26 protein-coding genes are annotated in these 24391 nt (G+C 70.4%); 13 read left to right on the top strand and 13 right to left on the bottom strand.

The window, feature by feature from the left end:
• Positions 1-11: 11 nt before the first annotated feature.
• Genes AB0H62_RS31810 through allB form a run of 4 tightly spaced genes read left to right on the top strand, consistent with a single transcriptional unit; the run spans position 12 to position 3936 of the window.
• A complete protein-coding gene (locus tag AB0H62_RS31810; protein WP_360590151.1) occupies positions 12-806 on the top strand; it encodes an amino acid ABC transporter ATP-binding protein in 795 nt (264 codons plus the stop codon).
• A gap of 2 nt (positions 807-808) precedes the next feature.
• A complete protein-coding gene (locus AB0H62_RS31805) occupies positions 809-1714 on the top strand; it encodes an NAD(P)-dependent oxidoreductase (protein ID WP_220239776.1) in 906 nt (301 codons plus the stop codon).
• A gap of 40 nt (positions 1715-1754) precedes the next feature.
• Entirely contained in the window at positions 1755-2480 is a 726-nt protein-coding gene (locus AB0H62_RS31800) for an SDR family NAD(P)-dependent oxidoreductase (protein WP_360590149.1), read from the top strand.
• 49 nt (positions 2481-2529) lie between these two features.
• On the top strand, positions 2530-3936 hold the full coding sequence (gene allB / locus AB0H62_RS31795) for an allantoinase AllB (RefSeq protein WP_360590147.1): 1407 nt from the start codon (positions 2530-2532) through the stop codon (positions 3934-3936).
• Positions 3937-4064: 128 nt separating this feature from the next.
• Here the strand turns inward: allB and AB0H62_RS31790 are convergent, their stop codons facing one another.
• The 3 genes from AB0H62_RS31790 to AB0H62_RS31780 are packed head-to-tail and all read right to left on the bottom strand — an operon-like array spanning position 4065 to position 7974.
• Positions 4065-6080, bottom strand: coding sequence for an ABC transporter ATP-binding protein (locus AB0H62_RS31790; protein WP_360590145.1), 2016 nt, complete (start codon positions 6078-6080; stop codon positions 4065-4067).
• A 21-nt stretch (positions 6081-6101) separates the two neighbouring features.
• Positions 6102-6998: an ABC transporter permease gene (locus AB0H62_RS31785; protein WP_220239780.1), complete on the bottom strand. Its 897-nt coding sequence runs from the start codon at positions 6996-6998 to the stop codon at positions 6102-6104.
• 28 nt (positions 6999-7026) lie between these two features.
• The gene (locus AB0H62_RS31780) at positions 7027-7974 is read right to left on the bottom strand and encodes an ABC transporter permease (RefSeq protein WP_220239781.1); all 948 of its coding nucleotides are present in this window, start codon (positions 7972-7974) and stop codon (positions 7027-7029) included.
• A gap of 349 nt (positions 7975-8323) precedes the next feature.
• Here AB0H62_RS31780 and AB0H62_RS31775 point away from each other — a divergent pair, with 349 nt between their 5' ends.
• The 6 genes from AB0H62_RS31775 to AB0H62_RS31750 are packed head-to-tail and all read left to right on the top strand — an operon-like array spanning position 8324 to position 14183.
• Entirely contained in the window at positions 8324-9961 is a 1638-nt protein-coding gene (locus AB0H62_RS31775) for an ABC transporter substrate-binding protein (protein WP_220239782.1), read from the top strand.
• Positions 9958-10938: a Gfo/Idh/MocA family oxidoreductase gene (locus AB0H62_RS31770; RefSeq protein WP_220239783.1), complete on the top strand. Its 981-nt coding sequence runs from the start codon at positions 9958-9960 to the stop codon at positions 10936-10938. Before AB0H62_RS31775 ends, AB0H62_RS31770 begins: the two co-directional genes overlap by 4 nt.
• Positions 10935-11672 carry an SDR family oxidoreductase gene (locus AB0H62_RS31765; protein WP_360590142.1) on the top strand — a complete coding sequence of 246 codons (738 nt, stop codon included), beginning with the start codon at positions 10935-10937 and terminating at the stop codon, positions 11670-11672. The genes AB0H62_RS31770 and AB0H62_RS31765 overlap by 4 nt, the downstream gene beginning before the upstream one ends.
• A gap of 20 nt (positions 11673-11692) precedes the next feature.
• On the top strand, positions 11693-12622 hold the full coding sequence (locus AB0H62_RS31760) for an allantoinase (RefSeq protein WP_360590140.1): 930 nt from the start codon (positions 11693-11695) through the stop codon (positions 12620-12622).
• Entirely contained in the window at positions 12619-13425 is an 807-nt protein-coding gene (locus AB0H62_RS31755) for a sugar phosphate isomerase/epimerase (protein WP_220239786.1), read from the top strand. The genes AB0H62_RS31760 and AB0H62_RS31755 overlap by 4 nt, the downstream gene beginning before the upstream one ends.
• Positions 13422-14183: an SDR family oxidoreductase gene (locus tag AB0H62_RS31750; RefSeq protein ID WP_360590138.1), complete on the top strand. Its 762-nt coding sequence runs from the start codon at positions 13422-13424 to the stop codon at positions 14181-14183. The genes AB0H62_RS31755 and AB0H62_RS31750 overlap by 4 nt, the downstream gene beginning before the upstream one ends.
• A 62-nt stretch (positions 14184-14245) precedes the next feature.
• Here the strand turns inward: AB0H62_RS31750 and AB0H62_RS31745 are convergent, their stop codons facing one another.
• Both AB0H62_RS31745 and AB0H62_RS31740 read right to left on the bottom strand, forming a co-directional pair.
• Positions 14246-14968, bottom strand: a complete 723-nt coding sequence (locus AB0H62_RS31745) for a GntR family transcriptional regulator (protein ID WP_220239788.1) — start codon at positions 14966-14968, stop codon at positions 14246-14248.
• On the bottom strand, positions 14965-16287 hold the full coding sequence (locus AB0H62_RS31740; RefSeq protein ID WP_360590135.1) for an amidohydrolase family protein: 1323 nt from the start codon (positions 16285-16287) through the stop codon (positions 14965-14967). Before AB0H62_RS31740 ends, AB0H62_RS31745 begins: the two co-directional genes overlap by 4 nt.
• A gap of 108 nt (positions 16288-16395) precedes the next feature.
• Here AB0H62_RS31740 and AB0H62_RS31735 point away from each other — a divergent pair, with 108 nt between their 5' ends.
• Complete coding sequence (locus AB0H62_RS31735) at positions 16396-17160, top strand: SDR family oxidoreductase (RefSeq protein ID WP_220239790.1); 765 nt, start codon at positions 16396-16398, stop codon at positions 17158-17160.
• A gap of 169 nt (positions 17161-17329) precedes the next feature.
• Positions 17330-17488 carry a hypothetical protein gene (locus AB0H62_RS31730; RefSeq protein ID WP_360590133.1) on the top strand — a complete coding sequence of 53 codons (159 nt, stop codon included), beginning with the start codon at positions 17330-17332 and terminating at the stop codon, positions 17486-17488.
• A 443-nt stretch (positions 17489-17931) separates the two neighbouring features.
• On the opposite strand, the gene AB0H62_RS31725 is transcribed toward AB0H62_RS31730, so the two are convergent.
• The 5 genes from AB0H62_RS31725 to AB0H62_RS31705 all read right to left on the bottom strand — a co-directional run bounded on the left by AB0H62_RS31725 (position 17932) and on the right by AB0H62_RS31705 (position 22359).
• Entirely contained in the window at positions 17932-19626 is a 1695-nt protein-coding gene (locus tag AB0H62_RS31725; RefSeq protein ID WP_360590131.1) for a GAF domain-containing protein, read from the bottom strand.
• A 480-nt stretch (positions 19627-20106) separates the two neighbouring features.
• The gene (locus AB0H62_RS31720; protein ID WP_360590129.1) at positions 20107-20391 is read right to left on the bottom strand and encodes a hypothetical protein; all 285 of its coding nucleotides are present in this window, start codon (positions 20389-20391) and stop codon (positions 20107-20109) included.
• Positions 20334-21005: a hypothetical protein gene (locus AB0H62_RS31715; protein ID WP_360590127.1), complete on the bottom strand. Its 672-nt coding sequence runs from the start codon at positions 21003-21005 to the stop codon at positions 20334-20336. The genes AB0H62_RS31720 and AB0H62_RS31715 overlap by 58 nt, the downstream gene beginning before the upstream one ends.
• Before the next feature lie 26 nt (positions 21006-21031).
• Complete coding sequence (locus AB0H62_RS31710; protein WP_360590125.1) at positions 21032-21988, bottom strand: hypothetical protein; 957 nt, start codon at positions 21986-21988, stop codon at positions 21032-21034.
• Positions 21989-22206: 218 nt separating this feature from the next.
• On the bottom strand, positions 22207-22359 hold the full coding sequence (locus AB0H62_RS31705) for a hypothetical protein (RefSeq protein WP_360590123.1): 153 nt from the start codon (positions 22357-22359) through the stop codon (positions 22207-22209).
• Between the two features lie 206 nt (positions 22360-22565).
• Between AB0H62_RS31705 and AB0H62_RS31700 the strand changes: the two genes are divergently transcribed.
• Positions 22566-23219: a GNAT family protein gene (locus tag AB0H62_RS31700; protein WP_360590121.1), complete on the top strand. Its 654-nt coding sequence runs from the start codon at positions 22566-22568 to the stop codon at positions 23217-23219.
• Positions 23220-23241: 22 nt separating this feature from the next.
• Here the strand turns inward: AB0H62_RS31700 and AB0H62_RS31695 are convergent, their stop codons facing one another.
• The 3 genes from AB0H62_RS31695 to AB0H62_RS31685 form a co-directional block, all read right to left on the bottom strand.
• On the bottom strand, positions 23242-23514 hold the full coding sequence (locus tag AB0H62_RS31695) for a hypothetical protein (RefSeq protein WP_360590119.1): 273 nt from the start codon (positions 23512-23514) through the stop codon (positions 23242-23244).
• A 60-nt stretch (positions 23515-23574) separates the two neighbouring features.
• Positions 23575-23856: a hypothetical protein gene (locus tag AB0H62_RS31690; RefSeq protein WP_360590118.1), complete on the bottom strand. Its 282-nt coding sequence runs from the start codon at positions 23854-23856 to the stop codon at positions 23575-23577.
• 276 nt (positions 23857-24132) lie between these two features.
• On the bottom strand, positions 24133-24390 hold the full coding sequence (locus AB0H62_RS31685; RefSeq protein ID WP_360590117.1) for a hypothetical protein: 258 nt from the start codon (positions 24388-24390) through the stop codon (positions 24133-24135).
• Between the last annotated feature and the right edge of the window lies 1 nt (position 24391).

Genomic DNA, 24391 nt, shown 5'->3' with positions numbered 1-24391 from the left:
CCGGAGCAGACATGTCCCAGCAGCCGGCCACCGAGGCCGTGCTCCCGCTGTTGCGCATCAGCGGGCTGCGCAAGACGTTTGGTACCACCGAGGTCCTTCGCGGCATCGACCTCGAAGTGCGCGCCGGCGAGACGGTGGCGATCATCGGTCCGTCGGGCACCGGCAAGTCGACGCTGTTGCGAAGCGTCAACTGGCTGGAGAAACCCACCGGCGGTGAGGTCACGCTCGACGGGGTGCGCCTGCACGCCGAGATGACGGGCCGGGAAGAGCAACAGGCCATGCGCGCGCTGCGCAGCCGCGTCGGGATGGTCTTCCAGCAGTACAACCTCTGGCCCCACTTCAGCGTGCTGCGCAACGTGACCGAGGGACAGGTGCGTGTGCTCGGCACGGACCCGCGGGAAGCGGAGAAGAACGCGCGCGAATACCTGGCCCGCGTTCGGATGGAGACGTTCGCGGACCGCCACCCCAGCCAGCTGTCCGGCGGTCAGCAGCAGCGTGTGGCGATTGCGCGCGCGCTGGCGATGGAACCACGGCTGGTGTTGTTCGACGAAGTGACCTCGGCACTCGATCCCGAGCTCGTCGGCGAGGTTCTCGAGACGATGAAGCAGCTCGCCGACGACGGCCTGACCATGCTGGTCGTGACGCACGAAATGGGCTTCGCCCGGCGGGTGGCCGATCGCGTGGTGATGATGGACGGTGGGGTCATCGCCGAAGAAGGACCGGCCCGCGCGGTGTTCGAGAACCCGAGTCACGAACGCACGAAGGCATTTCTCGACCACGTCCGCCGTTCGTCGTGGACCGTGTGACCGTGGCCGGCACGATCGTGACGGGCAGCGCCGGGTTCCTCGGCGCACACCTCGTCCGGGCAGTCGCCGACCGAGGTGGCCGGGTGGTCGCCGCCGACCTGGCGGAGCCGCCGGCCGACGTGCTGGCCCTGTGGGCGGGCCGGCCCGTCGAGTACCGGAAGCTCGACGTGCGTGATCCTGGCGCGGTGTTCGCCGAGGTTCGGCCCGAGGTGGTGATCCACGCGGCCGCGGTGACGAACGGGGATCGCGCGACTCTGCGACAGGTCAATGTGGACGGTACCGCCGCGGTGCTGGCGGCCGCGGGACCGGCGCGGGTCGTGTACGTCTCCTCGGCCTCGGTCTACGCGGACAGCGCCGGTGTGCTCGACGAGGCGAGTCCCGTGCGGACGGACCCCGGCGACTACCCGGCCTCGAAACTCGCGGCCGAGCAGCTGGCGGCCGAAGCCGGAGCGGTGATCGCCCGGGTGGCCGCGTGTTACGGCCCGCTCGAACGGGACACCGGCACGAGGCAGGTCATGTCACTGCCTTACACCGCGGTCCGGGCCGCGCTGGGCGGCAGGCTGGTGCGCGTGGCCGCGGAGGCAGCGGGCCAGTCCTTCGATCCGACGTGGGTCGCAGATATCGCGGAAGGCGTCGCCGCCCTCGCCGGCGCCGAAGGCCCGCCGCACCGGCTGTACAACATCGGTTCCGGCACTGCCGTCACGCTCGCCGAGCTGGCCGACACGGTGAACTCGGTGGTGGGTGCGCCCCACGCCGGCGGGGACCCGTTGCTCCTCCGGCTGCCACCGGGGCACCGCACCGGTGCGCTGGACGTGACCAGACTGCGAGAGCTGTCGGTACGCGAACCGACGCCTCTGGCCGTCGGGCTGACCACCTACCTGGGATGGCTGCGTGAACACCACTACTGAACCGCCGAGGGCGGCCAGATTCGCCAGTCGTCGTGCCGTGGTGACCGGCGGCGCGGCCGGCATCGGCCGGGCCATCGCAGAACGCCTCGCGCTCGAGGGTGCCGCGGTCACCATCCTCGACCGGGACCCCGAAAACCTGCGGGAGACGGTACGAGCGCTGCCTGGCGACGGTCACCACGGCCGGCTGCTCGACCTGGCCGACGGAGCCGCGACGCGGGAGGCGGTGGCGGAAGCGGCCGCACCCGGCGGGCTGGACGTGCTCGTTCACAGCGCCGCGACCTCGGTCGGCGGGACGGCCCCGGAACTCACGGCGCACCAGTGGGCCAGCGTGCTGTCGGTGAACCTCACTGCCGCGTTCCACTTGGCGGCGGCCGCGATCCCGCACCTGGCTCGCGCCGAAGGCGGGGCGTTGCTGCTGATCGCGAGTCAGCTCGGTCTCGTCGGCACTCGCGGTTCCGTCGCTTACACGGCGAGCAAAGGTGGCGTGGTGAACCTGACGCGGTCCCTTGCGCTGGACCACGCGGGCGAAGGCGTGCGGGTCAACTGCCTGTGCCCTGGCCCGACGGACACCCCCTTTCTGCGCAGGAGCTTCGAACGCACCGGGAACGCGGATTCCGCGCGCGCCGCGGCGCTGGGCCGGGTGCCGCTCGGCCGGTTCGGGCAGCCGGAGGAGGTCGCGGCCGCGGCCGCCTTCCTGTGCTCGTCCGATGCGTCGTTCATCACGGGCGCCACCCTCGTCGTCGACGGGGGCTATATCGCGCAGTGAGCGCGAGACCTCTTTGCTGGGGACGTTTGCCAAATCGACGAGGAGCATTGTGGATTACGACCTGGTCCTGCACGACGTGCAGTTGGTGAGTGCGCAGGGAGTGCGCCGGGCGACGGTGGCCGTCGCGGACGGAAAGGTGGCCGACGTCCTCGACGCGGGCACGCGGCCCTCCGCCGCCGAACACCTCGACGCCGGTGGGCTGTACCTGCTCCCCGGGCTCGTCGACACCCACGTGCACCTGCGCGCACCGGCTCGGCCCGACCGTGAGACCTTCCGCTCGGGAACCGCGGCCGCGGCGGCCGGGGGAGTCACCACGATCTGCGAGATGCCGACCTCGGAACCCCCGGTCAAATCGGGCCGGACACTCGCGGACCGAGCTGTGCGGCTGCAGCCCGACGCGTTGGTCGACTACGCCCTCTACGGCGGCGCGGCGTGGGAGAACCGCCACGAGATCGCCGCGATGGCCGAGGCCGGCGCGGTGGCGTTCAAAACCTGGCTGCACGCACCGGCGCTCGGCCGGGAGGCCGAGTTCACCGGACTGTCCTGCCCGGACACCGGGCGGCTCCACGAGGTGATGCGGGAGGTCGCGCGCACCGGGCTGGTGCACGCTCTGCACTGCGAACACGAACAGATCCTTGCTGTCGCAGGGGAAAATGCCCGGCACCAGCACGGCGTGCCCGGCGCCGTCCACGCGGCGGCTCGGCCGCAAGTCGCCGAAGACGCTTCCGTCGCGACCGTGCTGGCTCTCGCGGCAGCGACCGGTGCCCGGGTGCAGCCGGTGCACGTGTCCAGCGCCGAATCGGTCGTGCTCGCCGCCGAAGCACGGGCCCGTGGCGTTCAGGTCACCGTGGAGACTTGTCCGCACTACCTGCAGCTGGACGAGAAAACCCTGTTCGAGTTCGGATCCTGGGCCAAGTGCAACCCCCCGCTGCGCAGCGCCGCGACCGTCGAACGGCTCTGGGCCGAGGTGAGGGCCGGCCGGGTCGACGTGATCGGCACCGACCACTGCCCGTATCGGCCCGAGGAGATCGCGGCCGGCGAGCAGGACATCTTCGTGTCACCGCCCGGGCTGCCCGGTCTGGAAACCATGCTGCCGATCCTGCTCACCGCCGTGCACGACGGCCGCCTCACCCTGCCCGACGTTGTGCGGCTGACGTCGGCCCGCGCGGCCGAGATCTTCGACCTCCCGGCGAAGGGCCGGATCGCACCGGGAGCGGACGCGGACCTGGTGCTCGTCGACACCGGCCGGCAGTGGACCTTCCGCCCGGAGGGGTTCTCCAAGGCCGCCGCCAACGCCACGTTCCTCGAAGGAGCCCGGTTCACCGGAGGTGTGGTGACCACCTTCTCGCGCGGGCACCGGGTGTTCGACGGTGGCCACATCGTCGGCGAACCGGGGCACGGCCGCTTCGTACGGCCCGACCGGGCCCGGGTGGCCGGTCGTCGCACCACGACCTGACGCCTGCCACCGGGACGTCGCCGGGGGATCGAGGGTGATTCGGTGCTCCGGCTGGCCGGGATGGATGGCGGTTCTGGCCCGAGTGGGGGGAGCTCCGGCCAGAACCGCCGGCTTGGTGGACGCGAGTCCTATTCGGACTTGATCCGCCGCAGCAGGTCTTGCGGGGCGATGTGGCAGCGGTAGGTGTTGCCCTTCCCAGTGTCCTGCCACGGTGGTTCCTGCGTGCGGCAGATCTCGCCCAGCTGACGCGGGCAGCGCGTGTGGAAGCGGCATCCGCTGGGCGGGGCCGACGCGCTGGGGTAGGTGCCGTCGAGGCGGATCCGTTCGCGCGTCTGCCCGGGGTCGAGGTCGGGTGCGGCCGACAGCAGTGCCTCGGTGTAGGGGTGGTGCGGTGGCTGGAAAACGGCGTCGGCCGTGCCGATCTCGACCAGCTGCCCGAGGTAGAGGACGCCGATCCGGTCGGCGAGGTAGCGCACCACGGACATGTCGTGCGAGATGAACAGGTACGCGACGTCCTTGGCCACCTGCAGTTCGACGAGCAGGTTGAGGATCGCCGCCTGCACCGAGACGTCGAGGGCGGAGACGGGTTCGTCGCACAGCACCAGGGACGGCTCTCCGGCGAAGGCCCGGGCGATCGCCACGCGCTGCTTGAGGCCACCGGACAACGCGCGCGGGCGGACGTCGAGGTGCCGCGGCTCGAGGCGGACCGAGGACGTCAGCTCCTCGACCCGGTCTTCGCGGGCCTGCCCGCGCAAGCGGCCGTTGAGGAGGGTGACCGCGCGGCTGATGATGCGGCGCACGGGATGGCGCGGGTTGAGCGCGTTGTCCGGGTTCTGGAACACCATCTGGATCTTCCGGCGCAATGTCCGCTCTTCGCGGCCCGGCCGCTTCGTGAGCGTGACGTCTTCGAAACGCAGCGCGCCCTCCGACGGCCGGGTCATGCCGGCGATGCACTTGGCGATGGTGGTCTTGCCGCTGCCGGATTCACCGACCAGGCCGAACACCTCGCCGCGGTGCAGTTCGAACGACACGTCGGACACCGCGGTGAACTCTCGGCCGCCGGTCCGGTACCGCTTGGTCAGGTTGCGGACCTCCAGCAGGACTTCGGTCTCTCGTGCACAATCCTGGAACCGCTCGACCGCGCGATCCTGCGCCACTTCGTCGTGGTGGAAGCAGCTCACGGCGTGCTCGCTGCCGACGGTCTCCACCGGAGGCGTTTCGGTGTGGCAGCGCTCGGTGGCGAGCTCGCACCTCGCGGCGTACGGACAGCCGCTCAACGCAGTGCCCGGTGCGGGCAGGGAACCGGGGATGGTGGCGAGCATGCCGGCCGTTTTGGTGACGCCGTGGCGAGGCACAGAACGCAGCAAGTCGCGCGTGTACGGGTGCTGCGGCGCGGCGAACAGTTCCGCGGCCGGTGCTTCCTCGACCAGCCGTCCGGCGTAGAGCACGCCGACGCGATCGCAGATCTGCGCGACGATGCCGAGGTTGTGGCTGATGAACAGCACGGCGGTGTGGAACTCCTCGCGCAGCTGCCGGATCAGCTCCAGCACCTCGGCCTCCACGGTGGCGTCGAGCCCGGTCGTGGGCTCGTCCAGCACCAGCAGGTCGGGGTTGCCCGACAGCGCCATCGCGATCATCACGCGCTGCTGTTGCCCGCCTGAGAGCTCGTGGGGGTAGCGGGCGGCGACGGCTTCCGGGTCGGGGATCCGTACCTTCGCGAGCATCTCCAGCGCCTTGCGCTTGCACTCCGAGCCGGACAGTCCACTGTGTACCCGGATGCCCTCGGCGACCTGGGCGCCGACACGCATCGACGGGTTCAGCGACGCGCCGGGGTTCTGGTACACCATCGCGATCCGGCCACCGCGCCACTGGCGCAGCGCCGTCTTGCCCGCTCCCAGCACGTCTTCGCCGGAGAAGCTGATGCCACTGCCGTCGCCGACCGTCGCGTTGTCCGGCAGGTAGCGCATGATCGACATCGCGACCGTGGTCTTTCCGCAGCCGGACTCGCCGACGAGGCCGTACGCTTCGCCGGGGCGGATCGTGAACGAAACGTCCCGCACCACCGGCGATTCCTGTGTGCCCCGGCGGTAGCTGATGTCCAGGTTGCGCACGGCCAGCGTCGGCTGTTCCAGTGTGGTGGTCATTTCGGTGCCTTCCGGGGGTGATCAGGCGTCCAGCACGCGCTGGAGGCCGTCGGCGACGAGGTTGACGGCGACGACCAGCGTCGCGAGCGCCAGCGCGGGGAAGAGGACGATCCATGGCGCGACCTGCAGGTAGACCTGGCCCAGCGAGATCGTCAGGCCCCAGTCGGGCGAAGGCTGCTGGATGCCGAGCGTGAGGAAGGACAGCGTCGCCGAGGTGAAGATGGCGTAGCCGAGCCGCACGGTGCCCTCGACGATGATCGGCCCGGTGACGTTCGGCAGGATCTCGGTGAACATGATCTTCGGGCCCGACGCACCAGCGAGCTTGGCTGCCGCGACGTATTCGAGTTCCCTCTGGGTGAGCACCGCGGCGCGAACCGTTCGGGCGACGCCGGGGACGAACGTGACCGCGATCAGGAGGATCACCGGCAGCTCACCGGAGCCCAGCACCGTCAGCACCAGAACGGCGATGATGACCAGCGGGAACGCCAGCACGGCATCGACGATCCGCATCGTGACGTCGTCGAGCACTCCGCGGTAGTACCCGGTGAACAGTCCGACCACGGCACCGCCGACGAGGCCGAGCGCGGTGGCCGCCGGGGCGACGGTGAGCACGGGCGAGGCGCCGGCCAGCAGCCGCGAGAACACGTCGCGGCCGAGGTTGTCGGTCCCGAACAGGTGCGAGCCCGACGGGCCTTTCAGCGTGTCGGGGAAAATCTGCTGCGGGTCATGCGGCACGAAGGCGTGCCAGAAGATGGCGTCGACGACCCAGAACAGCAGGATCACCGCGCCGATCAGGAAGGTGGGGGACCGCAGCAGTCCGCGGGCGACCTCGCTGCGGCGCGCTTTCGCGGCGGCGGACGCACCACCGGGCGCGGCGCCGCCGATCGCTTGCGTGGGTATCGTCTCCGTCGACGTCATGGGGAGTTCTCCTTCGCGTCCGGCCGGATCAGGCCGCAGCCAGGCGGATGCGGGGGTTGAGCACGCCGTAGAGCAGGTCGGCGCACAGGTTCGCCAGGGTGTAGATCACGGCGATCACGAGCACGGCCGCCTCGAGCACCGGCAGGTCGTGGCCCGTGGCCGAGGTGTAGATGAGCTGGCCGATGCCGGGGTAGTTGAAGAGCTTCTCCACGACGACGAGGCCGCCGACGGCGTAACCGACCTGCGCGCTCACCACGGTGATCGCGGGCAGTAGTGAGTTGCGCAGTACGTGTTTGCCGATGACGCGGCCGGGTTTCAGTCCTTTCAGGACGGCCGTGCGCACGTAGGCGGATTCGAGCACGTCGACCGTGCCCGCGCGCGCCATGCGCGAGATGTAGCCGAAGAGGACGAACATCAGGGGGATCGCCGGCAGCATGAACTGCCGGAACACGTCCACGACATTGGGCAGTGGCACCGAGGACGAGACCGGGAACCACTTGAGCGACACCCCGAACACGACCAGCAGCACGGTGCCGGCGACGAACTCCGGAAGGGCGATCAGCGACAGCCCGGTCACCGAGATCGCGCGGTCGGCGAACCGGTCGCGCCGCAGGGCCGCGATCACACCGAACCCGAGCGAGATCGGCACCGCGATGACGAGTGCGAACCCGCCGAGCATCAGCGAGTCGCCGAGGTGCCCGAGCACGAGACCGGTGACGGGTTCCTGCAGGAGATAGGACTTGCCCCAGTCTCCGTGGAGGAACCCCCACATGTAGTCGAAGTAGCGCACGGGCAGCGGCCGGTCGAGCCCGAGCGAGTGGTTGAGTTGCGCGACCTGGTCGCTGGTTGCGTACGGCCCGAGGATCGTGCGTCCCACATCGCCGGGGAGTACCTGCGAGACGGCGAACACGATGATCGACACGAGCAGGAGCGTCAGCACGCTCAGCCCGAGCCGTTTGGTGATGAATCCGATCATGTCTGAGCCCAGCCCTGTCGTCTGGTGGGGCGCATCCGGGAGAACGCCGGGGAGATGGTCTGCGGGCCGCTCATGCCGACGCCCGTAGATATTCGGTATAGCGTATCTGTCGCGCGAAGGGAAGTTACGTCCTCGCTTGATGTCGTCGTGTTACCGACCTGTCGCTGAGCGTGGAGATTGATGCTGATCAGCGCGTCTGGCAGGGACGAGGGCGATCCGAGGGCGAACGGGGATTGTGCTCGGCCCGTGAGGCGGGTTAGCGTATTTGGAATATCAAATCTCGGCCCAGCGTCTGAGGGTCGGAACCCGGCGGCACCCGTTCGGCGTGTCCCGTGTGGAGGAACTGCCGATGGACGACTACGAGTACCACTTGTTCGAAGAGGTGCGAGCCCGGCGCCTGAGCAGGCGCGGGTTCCTGCGCCGGGCCAGTGTGCTCGGGCTCGGTCTGCCCGCCGCCTCGGTCATCCTCGCGGCCTGCGGACAGGGCGGTGGCATCAACTCCGTGCCGGCCTCGGGCCCGCCGCGGCGTGGTGGCACGGCGAACGTCGCGATCACCCGGCCGGCCTCGCTGGTGGACCCGGTGACCCTCTACAACCAGGGCGGTCAGACGACGGCGCAGATCGCCGGTGAGTACCTGTGTTTCCCGCGGGCGGACTACACACTCGACCCGCGGCTCGCGGTGTCCTGGTCGGCGGCCAAGCCGGACACCTGGACCTTCGTGCTGCGCCAAGGCGTGAAGTGGCACGACGGCAAGCCGTTCACCGCTGACGACGTCGTCTACACGATGAACCTGCTGACGGATCCGAAGGTGAACTCCTCGGCGCTGTCGGCGTTCAAGGGGATCTTCTCGCACGGCAACATCGAGAAGGTCGACGACCACACGGTCACGTTCCACCTCGACCAGCCGTTCGTGGACTTCCCGTACCTCGTGTCCGCCTTCAACTTCAACGCGATCATCCTGCCGGACAAGTACCAGATCGGCGATTTCGCGAAGGGCCGCGTCGGGACCGGTGCGTTCATCATGACCGGCTACCAGCCCGAGACCGGCGCCACCTTCGCCCGCAACCCGGATTACTGGGACAAGCGGTATCCGTACCTGGACAGCCTGCGGCTGACCTACTACGCCGACGACAGCACGATCGCGCTCAACATGCAGGGCGGGCGGGAGAACGTGTGGCCGATCGCGCCGCACCAGAGCGCGCAAGCCCTCCAGGAAACCCCGAACCTGAAGATCATCAAGAGCCCGTCCAGCGAGTACCGCGGGTTCCACATGCGAACCGACCAGGCGCCGTTCGACAGCCCGCTGGTCCGGCAGGCGGTCGCCGCCTGTTTCGACCGGCCGGCGTTGATGCAGGCATTGCTCGGGGGTGACGGCGAGATCGGCAACGACCACTCGTTCGCGCCGGTGTTCCCGGTGTCGAAGCAGGCGATCGCCCAAGTCCCGCAACGCAAGCAGGACTACGCGCTGGCCAAGTCGCTGCTCGCCCGCGCCGGGCACGCGGGCGGCTTTTCGGTCACGTTGACCACTGAGCAGTACCTGGAGATCCCGCAGTACGCGGTTCTCGCGCAGCAGGCACTGAAGCCGGCGGGAATCACCCTGCAGCTCAACGTGCAGCAGCAGAGCGCTTACTACGGCACGGGCAACAGCCAGCCGTGGCTCGAAGTGCCGATGGGCATCGTCGACTGGGGTGCTCGCGGGGTGCCGAGCCAGGCGATCCTGCCGGCCTACACCTCCGGCGGCATCTGGAACTCGGCCCACTGGAAGAACCCCGATTTCGACCACGCCTTCGCGGACCTCAACGGCTCGCTCGACGAGCAGACCCGGCTCAAGGCCGCTGCGAAGATGGCCGCCATCCAGCACGATCAGGTGCCCGGGATCATCAGCTACTGGATCAAGAACCTGCGGGTCACCGGCGTGTCCATCGGCGGGCTGGCCGAAGGCCCCGCCAACCACTTCGACCCTCGAACCCTGTGGAGCGCGGTATGAGCACGGCCGTCGGACTCATCGGCCTCGGCTGGATCGGCGAGAGCCACCTCACGGACCTCGCGGCCCGCCCCGACGTCGAGATCAGGGCGGTGCACGACCTGGACACCGGGCGCACGGCCGACTTCGCCAAGCGGTTCGGCGCACGCGGGTGCGCGAACGTCGACGAGGTGCTGGACCAGGGCCTCGACGCCGTCTGGATCTGCACGCCGCCCCAGCACCACCTCGCGCCGGCCCGGCAGGCGTTCGCCCGGGGAATCCCCGTGTACCTCGAAAAACCGGTGGCCCGCGACTTGGCCGAGGCGACGGAGCTGACGCGGCTGGCCGGGGAATCCGGTGTGGTGTGCGCGGTCGGGTACCAGTGGCGCGCGCTCGGGCTTCTCGACCCGTTGCGTGCCGAGCTGGAGAGCGAGAACGTGGTGAGCCTGTCGGGTTACAGCGTCGGCCCGACCGCGGCCCGGCCGTGGTTCCTCGACCAGGCTCAAGGCGGGGGCAACCTGCTGGAACGGGGCAGCCACCAGATCGACCTGGTTCGCGCGGTGGCCGGCGAGGTCGAGTCGGTCCTGGCGGTCGGCAGCACGGTTCGCGTCGATCGGCCCGGCGTCGCCGCCCGGGACATCGACGACGCGCTCACCCTGGTGCTGCGCATGACCAGCGGCGCCGTCGCGACCATCGTGATCGCCTGGACCCCGGCGGATGTCCCCGGCCGCTACGGCCTCGACGTGGTGTCCGGCGCCGGAGTGCTGAGGATGGCCCTCGACCCCGACTTCCGGCTCACGGGTCACCACCGCGGGCAGGAAGTGTCCGCGTCGGTGACCGAAGAACCGTTCAGCGCTTCAAACTCCCGTTTCCTCGCGGCCGTGGGGGCCGGGGACCGGGGTTTGGTGGCGTGCACACCGGCCGACGCGCTCGCCACCTTGCGAGTCGCGCTCGCGGGTGAGGAAGCGCTCGCGACCGGAAGCGCGGTCGTGGTGTCGTGATCGGACGGACGATCGTCGTGACCGGTGCCGGCTCGGGAATCGGGCAGGCGGTGACCGACCGGTGCCTCGCCACCGGTGCTCGCGTGGCCGGGATCGATCTCGACGTCGAGGGCGTGCCCGCCCGGGACGCCGGGAACTTCATCGCGGTGGCGGCCGACGTGGCGGACGAGAACTCGGTGCGCGCGGCCGTCGCCGAGATCGTCGAGAACTTCGCTGACGTCGACGCGCTGGTGAACTGCGCCGGCATCGGCGGCTACACCGGAGACGTCACCGAGACGTCTCCCGAGTCGTGGCGCCGCGTGCTGGACGTGAACCTGACCGGCGCGTACCTGGTCTCCCGCGAAGTCCTGCCGGTGATGCGGCGCGGGTCGAGCGGAGCCGTCGTCCACGTGAGCTCGCAGTACGGCATGGTCGGTGGCGCGGGATTTCCCGCGTACTGCGCGGCCAAGGCGGGCTTGATCGGCCTGACCCGGGCGATGGCGGTCGACCACGCACCGGACGGGATCCGGGTGAACTGCGTGTGCCCGGGACCGACGGACACGCCGATGCTCGCGCGCAGCGGCCGCGACGAGACCGGCGGCCGTGAGGCCGAGCGCGTGCGCGAACGAAACTTGTTCGGCACGCCGGCGCCGGCGCGGAAGGTGGCCGAGGTGATCGGTTTCCTGCTGGGCCCGGGTTCGGCTTCGATGACCGGGGCTGTCGTCCCCGTGGACGGCGGCTGGACCGCAGGGTGAAACACGAGAGGGAGCGGAAAGTGGCAGAGTCCACGCGGCGCGAGCGGGATTTCGTCGGGTACGGGCGGCACGCGCCGCGAGTGCGGTGGCCCGGCGAGGAGAAGCTCGTCGTCAACATCGTGGTGAACTACGAGGAGGGCTCGGAGTACTCCGTGCTCGACGGCGACGACCACAACGACGGCTGGGGTGAGTACGACTACGAAGTCGACCCGGCGATCCGGGACTTCGGCAGCGAGACCCATTACGAGTTCGGCAGCCGGGTCGGGATCTGGCGGCTGGCGCGGTTGTTCGACCGCTTCGAGGTGCCGGTCACGATCGGCGCGTGCGCCACGGCGCTCGAACGCAACCCCGAAGTGGCGCAATGGATCCGCGAAAGCCCGCACGACGTCGTGGGCCACGGTTACCGGTGGCTCGAATACAACCGCGTCGACCGTGAGGTGGAGCGCGAACACCTGCGGCTCGCGATCGCGTCGCTGGAACGCACGACGGGGGAGCGGCCGCTGGGCTGGTACCTGCGCTCGTTTCCCAGTGAGAACACGCTCGAGCTGCTGGTCGAAGAGGGCGGCTTCCTCTACGACTCGGACGCGTGCAACGACGAGCTGCCGTACTTCACGGACGTGTCGGGTCAACAGGTGTTGATGATTCCGTATTCGAAGGTCTACAACGACACTCGTTACCTGCTGAATCCCACGTACGGGTCGCCGGCGCAGTTCTTCGAGAGCATGCGGCTGGGCATCGACTACCTGTGCGACGAGATCGACCACGGGCTGGGTCCGCGGATGCTCACCGTCGGGCTGCACCCGCGCTGGAGCGGGCAGGCGAACCGGGCCAGCGCCGTGCGGGACCTGCTGGAGTACGTGTCGGAGAAGAAGGGGGTCTCGTTCATGCGGCGCCTCGACATCGCGCGCTGGTGGCTGGACCACCACCACGAGTGGGCGGGGAGCCGATGACCACGGCGCCGCTCGCCGTGGCCAGCGCCGCCTTGCCGGGCCTCGATCCCGGCCAGGTGTGCGCACTCGCCGCGGAGCACGGCCTCGACGGCGTCGAGTGGGGCGTGGGCGTGGGGCAGGCGCTGCCGCTCACGGTTTCCGACGCGCAGCTCGACGACGTGGCCGCCGCGGCCGCGAGCCACGGCCTCGCCTGTGCGGGCCTGGCCGTGCACGAACCCGAGGCGCTGGCTTATCCTGCCGCGTTGTGGCAGCGAATCTGTGATCTGGCCGTGGTCCTGGGAGCTCCGCACGTGCGGGTGTACGCGACCGGGCACGACACCGATTTCGACAGTGGCTTCGCCGGCTTGCGCGAGCTGCTGGCGGACAAGGCGCGAGCCGCCGCGGAGCGGGGGGTGCGGCTGCTGCTCGAACCCGCGCCCGCCACCCTCGTACCGGATCCGGCACTGGCCCGGCGCGCTCTGTCCGGAGTGGACAGTGACCGCGTCGGTGTGGTCTACGACCCGGGCAGCCTGGCCCGCGAAGGCTGGCAGGATCCGTTCCTCGCCACCGGGGTTCTGGGCGTGCTGCTGCGGCACGTGCACGTCAAGAACGTCGCGCCGCGGCGCGACGAGGACGGTTCGTGGGTCTGGCAGCGTACGGGGCTGGACACGGGGATCGTCGACTGGTCACGGGTGTCCGAGGCGCTGGACGCGGCGGGCTACGCGGGCTGGTTCGTGCTGGACCACCTCAGCTCGCACGAGCCCGGCAGCTTGGCGGCCGACCTCGTTCACCTGAGGAAACTGGCGGAGGTGAGTCGCGCGTGAGTGACCTCAAGGGGCGGGTGGCCGTGGTGACCGGCGCCGCATCGGGCATCGGCCGGGCCATCGCGTTGTGTTTCGCCGACGCGGGTGCCCAAGTCGTGGTGGCGGACCGGCAGCGCGACGCGTGGCACGGTGGTGCGCCGACCGACGAGCTAGCTGGAGGCGCCACGTTCGTCGAGTGCGATCTGGCCGACCCGGCTGCCGTCGCGGCGCTCATCCCGGCGGTGGCCGAGCGCCACGGCCGGCTGGACGTGCTCGTGAACAACGCCGCCACGAGCGTCGGACGGGAACTGCTCGAGACGACCGACGACGACTGGCACCAGGTGCTCGCGGTCAACCTCACCGCGCCGTTCGTGCTCAGCCGGGCCGCCGTGCGCCAGATGCTCACCCAGGAACCCCGTGGTGAGGTGCGCGGCCGCATCGTGAACGTGACCTCGCAGCACGGAATCGTGGCCGCCCGGGAGGACACCGCGTACGGCGTGTCGAAGGCCGCGCTGAGCCAGCTGACCCGGCAGATCGCGGCCGAGTACGCCGAGCGGGGTGTGGTCTGCAACGCCGTGGCACCGGGCAAGATCGAGACCGGCCCCAGCGCGCGCGCCGGAGAACCCGCCTGGTTGGAGTACTGGACCAGCCGCACCCCGTGGCCGAGGCTCGGGCGCCCCGAGGACGTCGCTCGCGCGGCGCTCTTCCTGGCCGGTGACGACGCCACCTACCTCACCGGGACGACTTTGATGGTCGATGGCGGCTGGACCGCCCGCTGAGGCGACGCGGTGGCGCGGCGATCAGCCCGTCGCGCCACCGGCCCACCTCATCCGGGACGCGCTCAGCCGCGCCGCGCGCTTCCCGGATCCGTCAGGTACGCCACCACGTTGTCCCCGACCGACCGCACGTGTTCCTCCATCAGACGGCTCGCCAGCGCGCCGTCGCCGTCCAGGAGTGCCTTCGAAATGGCCATGTGCTGGCTCGCGCACAGCGGCGACGCGTCGATTCCGGGGACATCCCGCTGCCGGAGCGCGACTATCATCGCGTTCGCGTCGTCGATCAGGCGGGCGAGCCGGGTGTTGCCCGTGGCCTTCGCGATGGTCGTGTGGAACGCCTCGTCAGCCGCGCGATACGCGCCGAAATCGCGCTGGTCCGCCGCCACCACGGTGCGCTCGGCTTCGTGGCGCGCGGCGAGGAGCACTTCACGGTCACCGCGTTCGGCCGCCAGGCGTGCGGACTTCATCTCGAGCGCTTCGCGGACCTCGTACGCGTCGCGCAGGCGATCCGCCGACGGCGTCACGATCCGGTCGGCGCGAGGGCCGTCGGACTCGACGAGGCCGACTTCTTTCAGCCGCAGCAGCGCCTCGCGCACCGGGGTCTTGCTGACCCCGAGTTCCTTGGCCAGACCGGCCTCGGTGACCCGGCTCGCCGCGGCGAGCTTGCCGTCGACGATGGCCTGCCGGATCGTGTTGTAAACCGACATCGCGAGGCTGTCCGGACGAGGCGCCAGGCCGAGCGAGGCGTCCGATCCGCTCGTCCCGGTTCTGTGCGTGGTCTCCGTCATCGCGCCTGCCCGTCCCTCTCCGGAATGACTTGCCGCCCCGGTTCACCGGTACCGGTGAACGCCCCTTCGCGTACCAATTCCCGCCCCCGCGCCCACACCGAGCGGATCACACCCCGCACGGGTGTGCCCGCGTACGGACTGATGCCCGTGCCGTCGGCGAACGAGCTCTCGTCCGCCACCCAGGTCTCAGCAGGATCCCACAAGACGAGATCCGCGTCGGCGCCCGGCGCGATCCGGCCCTTGCTCCGGTGGCCGAACGCGTCGGCCGGCCCCGTGCACAGCACGTGCACGAGCCGCTCCAGCGGGATGCCGTTGTCCAGGCCCCACGACAGCAGTAGCGGCAGCCGTGCCCCGATCCCGGGGATGCCGTAGTGGGTGTCGCCGCACGGCGAGATCCGCCGGTCGACCTCGGTGCGTTCCTGCGAGTGGTCGGAGCCGACGGTGTCGAGCGTGCCGTCGCGCAACGCCTCGCGGACCGCGGCCACGTGGTCCTGCGCTCGCAGCGGGGGTGCCACCAGCAGCGTGTCGGCGCGGGGACCGTCGTACTCGTCGTCGGTGAGCAGGAGGTGGTGCAGGCAAGCCTCGGCGGTCACCACGGTCTCGCCGGCCGCGCGGGCCGTCCGGACGTGGTCGATCGCTTCGCGGCTCGACAGGTGCGTCACGTAGAGCCGCGCGCCGGCCAGCCCGGAGATGCCGAGCGCGCGGCGCACGGCGATCTCCTCGAGCACGGGCGGGCGCACCCCGCCGAACGTGCGCGCCCCCGTGCGCCCGCCGGCCGAAGCCTCCTCGACGAGCGCCTCCACGACTTCACCGTCTTCACAGTGCACCTGGACCGGCAGGCCGACGGCTTTCGCCGCCAGCATCGTGCGGTACAGCCCGTCGCCGGTCGCCATGATCCCCAGCTCCGGGTAGGCGAGGAACACCTTGACCGCGTCGGCGCCGAGCTCGGCCAGCTTTGTCAGGTCTTCGGTCGTGAGCTCGTTGGGGCGGTAACACATCGCGTGCAGGCCGACGTCCACCGCCGAGAGGCCCTGGGCGACGAGGTCCCGGGCACGTTCGAACGCCGCCACGGTTTCCTCGCCGTCGTCGGGCAGGGAGAACGACAGGGCGGTGGTGGTACCACCGAGCGCGGCGGCGCGCGTCGAATCGGCCAGACCGGCCATGAGGTGGCAGTGCGGGTCGACCCCGCCCGGCAGGACGTGGAGGCCGTCGGCGTCCACAACCTGCTCGGCGCTCACAGTGCCGGGCGCTTCGATTCCGACAATTCGCCCCTCGGCGACCGCGACGTCGGCCCGCAACGTGCCCGTGGGCGTAGTCACGAAACCTCCGCGAAACGCGAGCTTCACATCGTGCACCACCCAAGGCTAGCATGACGGAACTTCATACAGCGAATATGTTATCCGCTGTTCTCTACCTGAGAGGTGCCCATGGATCTCGGTCTTGCGGAACGCGTATACCTGGTGACCGGCGGTACGAGCGGGCTGGGCTACGCCACCGCCGAAGCGCTCGTCCGGGACGGGGCGAAGGTCGTCGTGTCTTCTCGTGACGAGGAAAAGGTCGCGAAGGCCGCCGCATCGCTGGGGGAGGGCGCCACTGGCGTCGCGGTCGACAACGCCGATCCCGAGGCTCCGCGCCTGCTCGTGGAAGCCGCGCTGGCCGCGTTCGGCCGAGTCGACGGCGCGCTCGTGAGCGTGGGTGGCCCGAAGCCAGGCGTCACCACAGCGGTGTCCGACGAGGTGTGGCGGTCCTCGTTCGAGAGCATCTTCCTCGGCACTGTCCGGCTCGTGCGCCACCTCGCTCCGCTCCTGGCCAAGGGAGACAATCGCGCCGACGGCGGTGCGATCGCGTTCGTCCTGTCCAGCTCGGCGAAGACGCCACTGCCGCGGCTGTCGGTGTCCAACGGACTGCGCGCGGGACTCGGGATGCTGGTGAAGGACTTGGCCGACGAGCTCGGGCCGCAGGACACCAGGGTGCTCGGTCTCCTGCCGGGCAAGGTCCTCACGGATCGCACCCTCGCGCTCGAGAAGGGTGATCCGCAGGCGCGCTCCCGGGCGGAGGCGGCCATTCCGCTGCGCCGCCTCGGCGATCCGGCCGAGTTCGGCCGGATGGCCGCGGTCCTGCTGTCGCCGGCGGCGTCCTATGTGACCGGAAGCCTGGTCTCCATCGACGGCGGGGCGATCAGGGCCCTGTGACCAGCCGACGGCTGCGATGTCGCCGTCGAGGAGGGCTCGTGCTGTCGGTGGTGTCGTGGGCGGGGACGGATGAGTCGCGCTGAGCGGTCACGGCGTGGTGGGCGGCGCCGGCGGAAGGTGGCCTCTTGATCCAGCGCCTTTCGGCTGGTCCCGGATCATGTGAATCCTGATGATCGGCACGGCCAATGTCGGCCACTTCCGGTCGATGGTCGCCTATGCCTATGCCTATGCCTATGCCTATGCCTATGCCTACGCCGCGCCGAGCCGGTTACAAGGTTGCGTTCGCCATGCCGGAATCCTTCTGACAAAACCGCTTTCGTCAACATAAGCTGACGATCTTTGCGCGGCGCGATACCGGGCAAAAGCGCGAGGCAGCAGAAAATCGCCCCGCGACGAAACACTCTTCGCGGTGCGCGACCCGGCTGGACGCGACGACTGATCGGGGACCGCAGCACGGCTTGGTGTTCGGCGGCCCGGCGACCTCGTTCACCGTGGTGCTCGGTGAGGCTCGTGCTCACCTGGCCCTTCACCGGGGCCGAGCGCCATGCGCCCGCGTGACTACGACGCGCCGAACACTGGCCTGTAGCCGGTACGCTCTTCGGCATGGCTGGACCGGCTGCAGGCCCGCCTGGCGGCCCTGGAGACGCAGGTCGCCGAGCTGGCCGATCGGGTGCGTCACAGCGAGCAGGACGCCGCCGCGGCGCGGGAGCTGGCCGGCGGAGCCGACCGCGACGTCGTACTCGACTGGCCCCGGCGATGTGCTTCTCGGGACTAAGATCGATCGTCCTTGATCGCTGACATGCTCACAGCTGGTCGGCTTCGCACGTGTTCCACCGGGAGCTGAACCTGAACGGTGGTGCCGTCTCCGGGCGGGCTGTGCAGCGTCAGGCGGCCGCCGAGCGCCTCGGCCCGATCCTTGAGGCCGGCGAGACCGGAGCCGTGGGTTATGTCGGCCCCGCCGCAGCCGTCGTCGCGGACGCGCACGTGCAGCACGCTTTTATCGGCGGCCACCTGGACCTCGGCGGTGGCGGCGTGCGCATGCTTGGCCGCGTTGGTCAGGGCCTCGGCCACCACGTAGTAGGCGGCGGTCTCGATCGGCTCGGCCAGCCGCCCCTCCACCCGGACATCCAGCCGGACGGGGACCGCGGAGCGGCGGGCCAGCGCCTTCAGCGCGGAGCGCAGTCCGCGCTCGGCCAGGGTGGCCGGGTGCAGGCCGTGGGCGATCTCGCGTAGCTCCTCCTGGACCTCGACCAGCCCAGTGGCCACCTCGTCCAGCTGCCGCATCAGCTCGCCGGTCCGGGGTGGCGCGGCCAGCTGCGCGGCTCGTAGCTGCAGGGCGAGCGAGATCAGGTGCTGCTGGGCGCCGTCGTGCAGGTTGCGCTCGATCCGGCGGCGGGTCGTGTCGGCGGTGGTCACGATCCGTGCCCGGGAGGCGGCTAGCTCTGCATGGGCCTCGGCGTTGGCGATGGCGGTGGCGGCGAGCTCGGTGAACTCGGCCAGCCGCGTCTCGGTGTCCGCCGGCAGCGGCTCCTCTTTCGTGCATGACACGACCATGACGCCCCACAGGCGGCCTTCGACGCTGACTGGCACGCCGACGGCCGAGCGGACGCCCAGCTCGCTGGCGATATCGCAGTCCGGGCCCGAGGTGCCGGTGGAGCTGTCGATGCGCGCGGGGCGGCCGGTCTGGAACACCAGCGTGTACGCGTTTCGCCCTCCGGGGGGCAGCCGGGTTCCGGCGGGGACGGCGGCGCCGGTGCTGCTCCACGTGGCGATCAATCTTGCCGCGCCATCGGGGTCGTATCGGGTCATCCACGCGTGGTGGGCGCCCAGCAGCCGCCCGGATTCCTCAGTGACCGCGGCAAACACCTCCTGCGGCGGAGGCGCCCGGGCCACCAGTGTCGCCACCCGCCGCAGCGCCGCCTGCGCCTCGGCGAACCGGCGCAGCTCCACCCGCGCCTGCGAGTTGGCGATCGCGGTGGCCACCAGCTCGGTGAACCCGGCCAGCCGCGCCTCGGAGCCGGCCGGCAGGGGCTCCCCTTGCGAGGATGCGACGACCATGACGCCCCACAGGCGGCCTTCGACGTTGACCGGCACGCCCACGGCCGCGCCGTAATCGAACTTGCGGGCGAGGTCGTCGGCGGCGAGGCCCGGGGTGCCGGTGGAGTGGTCGATGCGCGCGGGACGGCCGGTGTGGAACACCAGCGTGCGCACGTTCCGCCCTCCGAGGCTCAATCGGGTCCCGGCGGGGACAGCGGCGCCGGTGCTGCTCCACGTGGCGACCACTCTTGCCGCGCCATCGGGGTCGTATCGGGTCATCCACGCGTGGTGGGCGCCCAGCAGCCGCCCGGCTTCCTCAGCGACCGCGGCGAACACCTCCTCCGGCGGTGTCGCGCGGGCCACCAGTGTCGCCACCCGCCGCAGCGCTGCCTGCTCCCTGGCGATCCGGTCGCTCCGCTGAGTAACCATCAGGCCTCCGCTCCGGCGGCAGCCACGCCGCTTCCTCACCAGACGCCCGCCAGCGCCCGCACGCTCACAGCCAGAAGGCTGGCCAGGAACCGTCCGGGTGGACATGCCCAGCCACCCACCGCCACTAGCCGGATCCGGCCGCGCCGATCACCTCGCCACAACCGGCCTGACCAGCGGTGATTACTCCAACATAACCCCGGACTGTCCGGGCGGGAAGTCCGCGGGAAGTTGCGGTCGCGAGCACCCGGTCCGCACGATGTGGAGGATCGCGTCCACCAGTGCGCGGCGGGATGCCTGTCCGGCTGGCACCCGGTCCTCACCTCCGGTAGCAGCGGCTCGGTCAGAGCCCGTTGTTCGGTCGCTGGTGTGCGAGGAGTACCACGCGTCGTGCAACTCCGGCGCTGTTGATCACCTGGCCGACAAGGCCACGCAGGCACGCCAAGCCTTCTCAAACACGCTCTAAGTCCGGTGAGTGCAGCTTCACCGGCTTGGCAGCGCGACGCGGGTGGCGTCGAGCTCGGCGAGCAGGTCGCCGTGTTCGTCGACGCGGTGCAGGACGTCGTCGGCGGTGAAGGTGAGCTCGGCAGGGGTGCGGCAGGCGCGGACTTCGTCCCAGGTGATCGGGGTGGAGACGGTGGGGGTGGCGCGGCCGCGCAGCGAGTACGGGGCGATCGTGGTCTTCGCGACGTGGTTCTGGCTCCAATCGATCAGCACGCGGCCCGTGCGCAGGTTCTTCGCCATCTTGAAGACCACGAGGTCGGGCATCTCGGCGGCGAGCTGTTCGGCGATCGCCTTGGCGTAGGCGGAGGTCCGCTCGGGCCGGCGGACACGGACCCGCAGGACACCTGCAGGCCTTTCGAACCGCTGGTCTTCGGCAGCGGAGTGAGCCCGTCTGCGGTGAGCACCTCGAGCAGGCGCTCGGCGACACGGCAGCACTCGACCACGCTGGCGCCCTCGCCAGGATCGAGGTCGAACACGAGCTGGTCCGGGGCCAGGCGTTTCGGGCCAGGCCCGACGGTCCACTGGTGCACGTGCAGCTCGAGCGCGGCGAGGTTGGCCGCCCACACCAGGCTCGGCAGATCCTCGATCAGCGCGTAGGTGATCGTGCCGGGGCCGCGGCCGCTGCGGGATCCAGAGCTGGGCAGCGTCACGGTCTGGACCCAGTCGGGGGCGCCGCGCGGGAGGTTCTTCTCGAAGAACGCTTCCCCGCCGGTGCCGTCGGGGAAGCGCACCATCGTGATCGGCCGCCGGCTGATGTGGGGGAGCAGGAGCGGGGCGACGTGCGTGTAGTACCGCACGACCTCGCCTTTGGTGTACCCGCTCGGATACAGCGGCTTGTCCAGGTTGGACAGCACCAGCTGCCGTTCGCCGACCTGCACGGTGACCTTCTTCTCCGCAACCGGCCTCACCCGCCAGTGCCGCGGCCGCGCGGCAGGTCCTCGGCGACGAGGTCGGGCCGTGCGCGGTGCACGCGCGGCCGCTGCCGGCTGCTGAATGACTCGACGGCGGGGTCGGTCTCAGCTTCGACGACGACTTCGGGCCGGACCGGCAGGTACTGGGTGCGCCCGCGGCCGAACCCGCCGGCCGAGGTGTAGTGCGCGGGCGCACCGGTGAGCGTGACCCGGGCGCCGATCTGCTGTCCCAGCCGCGGTGCCAGCGGCAGGGACAGCCCGATCTGCCGCCACGCGCCGCCAGCGTCGCGGCGGGCGAGCACGACCTCGCTCGGCTCTTCGGGGTTGCCGGCCACGCCGACGACGACGGCATCGACGACGGCCGTCTGCCGGACTTTCACCCACGCGTCGGTCCGACCGGGGCGGTAGCGGGCGTCGAGCAGCTTGGCGATCACGCCCTCGATCCCGACGTCGCTGGCTTCCGGGCGCATCCATGCCATCGCGGCGTCGCGGTCGGTGGTGCTCGGCACCAGCTGCAACGGTGGCACGACACCGGCGAGCAGCTGCTCCAGGCGCGCTCGCCGCTCCCGGTACGGGCGGGAACGCAGATCGTCCACCCGTCCGTCGGCAAGCACGTCGAACGCCGCGAAGTAGATGCTCACCCCCGTCTTCGGGCGTGCGCCGGGCCGCGACGCGAGCGCGCCGAAGTCCAGCCGGCCCTCGCGCAGCGCGACGATCTCCCCGTCGAGCACGACGTCGCCCAACCGGGCGCCGGCCTGCACGATCTCGGGGAAGCGGTCGGCCATGTTGTTGTCGTGGCGTGACTGCAGCAGCCCCAGCTCGGCGAACAGGACCGCGCGCCAGCCATCAAGCTTCGTTTCAAATGCCCAGGACCAGCCCGGGCGCGACACCGGCACCTCCCGAGCGGACTGCGCCAGCGGCAACCGCACCGGCGGCCGGACCACGGCCACGGCTACCCGACTCCCACGCTGTTTCCGCTCATCGCCGCGGCGACCGGCTGCGCTGCATTCGTCGCTATGGCGATCACCCCGCACTCCGAAGGCCGGAGCGTGTGCGCACCGGCGCGCCTGACGCGAGCCTAACTCCGCTGAATCCGGCCGCGCCCGGAAAAGCACAGGTCATCAGCCTGCCGGGTGGTGTCGCCCTGGCACGGGCCGACTTCGTGCGCCTAGCGGGTGCGTCGCGGCGCCCGGCCGCTCAACCACCGGCGACGCATCGCCACGATGCCCAGCGACACGGAGAGAGGCTCGGCGTCGACGTCGCGTCGCCACGCGGCGTGCAGCCGCGTCAGCTTCTTCTCGATCGAATCCTCGTCGCGCACACCACAACGTCGCAGCCCGTCGCGTACTCGTTACCGCAGCTGGGTCGCCGGCCCGGCGGGCCGTGGGTTGCCAGCGGCCAGCTCAAATTTCCCACGGACAGCCAGCCACGATCTCACTCTTCGTACCTGCCACACCCCGGGAACCACATCCGCATGGCCGGGGAAATCCGGATGATCTGGTCCTCGTCCGCGGACATGATGGCCGCATGCTTGTCGATCACTTCCCTCTGCTGGGGCTGCGGCTGAGGACGCCACGGCTGGAACTGCGTCTGCCGTCGCCCGAGGAACTCGGCGCCCTGGCCGATCTGGCAGCCGCCGGCGTCCACGACTCGGACGTCATGCCGTTTGTCGTGCCCTGGACCGACCAGCCACCGGCCAAGGTTGCGCTCAGCGTCGTCCAGCACCACTGGCGGCAACTCGGCAGCTGGGCCCCGTACGACGGCTGGTTGCTCACCCTCGCGGTCTTCGATGCCGGTGTCGTCGTCGGACAGCAGAGCATCGGTGCCCGCGACCTGGCGATCACGCGCGAAGTACACACTGGCTCCTGGCTCGGACGGCGCTACCAGGGGCAGGGAATCGGCACCGAGATGCGCGCCGCGGCGCTGCACCTCGCGTTCGCCGGACTCGACGCCGACGAGGCGATCTCGGCCGCGTTCGACCACAACGTCGCCTCCCAGGCTGTGTCGCGCAAACTCGGCTACCAACCCGACGGCGTTCAACGCCGCGCCATCACCGGACGATTGTCGATCGAGCATCGGCTACGCCTGACCCGAGCGATGTGGCAGCAGCACCGCACCGTCCCGGTCAGTATGGAGGGGCTTGTCCCGTGCTTGCCGCTGCTCGGGCTTGACGCTCCGTAACCGCTGTCGAACGACGCCAGTTCTACGTCGGTGCGGCGTTCAGCTCGTCGCCGGCCAGCACCGCGCAGCGCGGGCACGTCCTGAGGTTCATGCCACCGATCTGGGGCCCGAACGGCGTCACGCGGATGACGATGCGCAACGTGCTGTCGCACAACGGATAGTCCGCCTGGCCGCGTACCGCGTGCCGCAGCCCGGCGGGTTGCTGAACCACGTCGCTGGCATGCGCGAACCGGCGGTTCACGCTTCGCGAACGCGGAGTCGGCGTCGTCTCGGTGAAGCCTGAGCTCAGGGTCATCTCGATGGTCCTCCCGGCGGTTGAGTCGTAGCCGGAGGCTGCAGCGCTACGCCTTGACGACTACCGAGGCGCTCCGGCGCCCGGCGCGTGCTGCCGCCGCCTGAACAGCGGGTATGCCTCCGGCCTGCCGTTCTTGTCCTGCGTGACCGACCATTCGACCAGTTGCCAGCCCTGCGCCTCGACAGCTTCGATCATCTCGGCCCATCCGGCGATCGAGCCGGACATCGTGTGATGCATCATCGGCGTGTTCAGCCGCGGCGTGAACACGGTTCGGCCTTCGGCAATCGCACGCCCGGCTTCCTTGGTCAGCGCGTCTGCCTTGGCTTGCTTGATAAATCCCACGTTTCCCTGCTTCTGTTGAGGGGGTGCGCCGTGCCCGGTACAGCGGCGATTCCGACCGGCTTGTCGAGGGCTGAACCGGTGACCGCCGTTGCGCCGTTACACCTCAGCTTCGGCCGGGGGGATTCGTAGCGTCGCAAAAACGGGCTGACGAGGTGCGCCCGGCCGATTGACGCAGCGCCGGTCATCGGCCACCTCAGACAGCGCACCGGTGGCCCGGCGCGAGCTGACAATCGCTGCCGGTCCACCCGCCCCCGGTCGCCGCCCACCAGACGCGTGTTACTCGCCGGCCTCGCCCTGACGGCGCCGGTTGACCTCCTCCTCGTCGGCCATCGCTGCCTGCAGCGCGTGCAGCAGCGACGCCGCGGGCACCACGAGGTAGTCCCCGACGCGCTGGCGCCGCTCGTCCTCGTCGACCTTGACCCGCGCGAGGTAGGCCTGCCCGTCGGTGACCGACACGCTCAGCTCGAAGGAGGGTGGTTCGTGGTACGTCTCGCCGTCCTGCTCGCGCGCGGCGATGTAGATGTCGCTGATCACC

Source organism: Amycolatopsis sp. NPDC050768, from assembly GCF_040654155.1.
Classification (GTDB): Bacteria; Actinomycetota; Actinomycetes; order Mycobacteriales; family Pseudonocardiaceae; genus Amycolatopsis.
The sequence above is the reverse complement of the archived record's forward strand: the minus strand, read 5'-3'. Positions and strand labels throughout refer to the sequence as shown.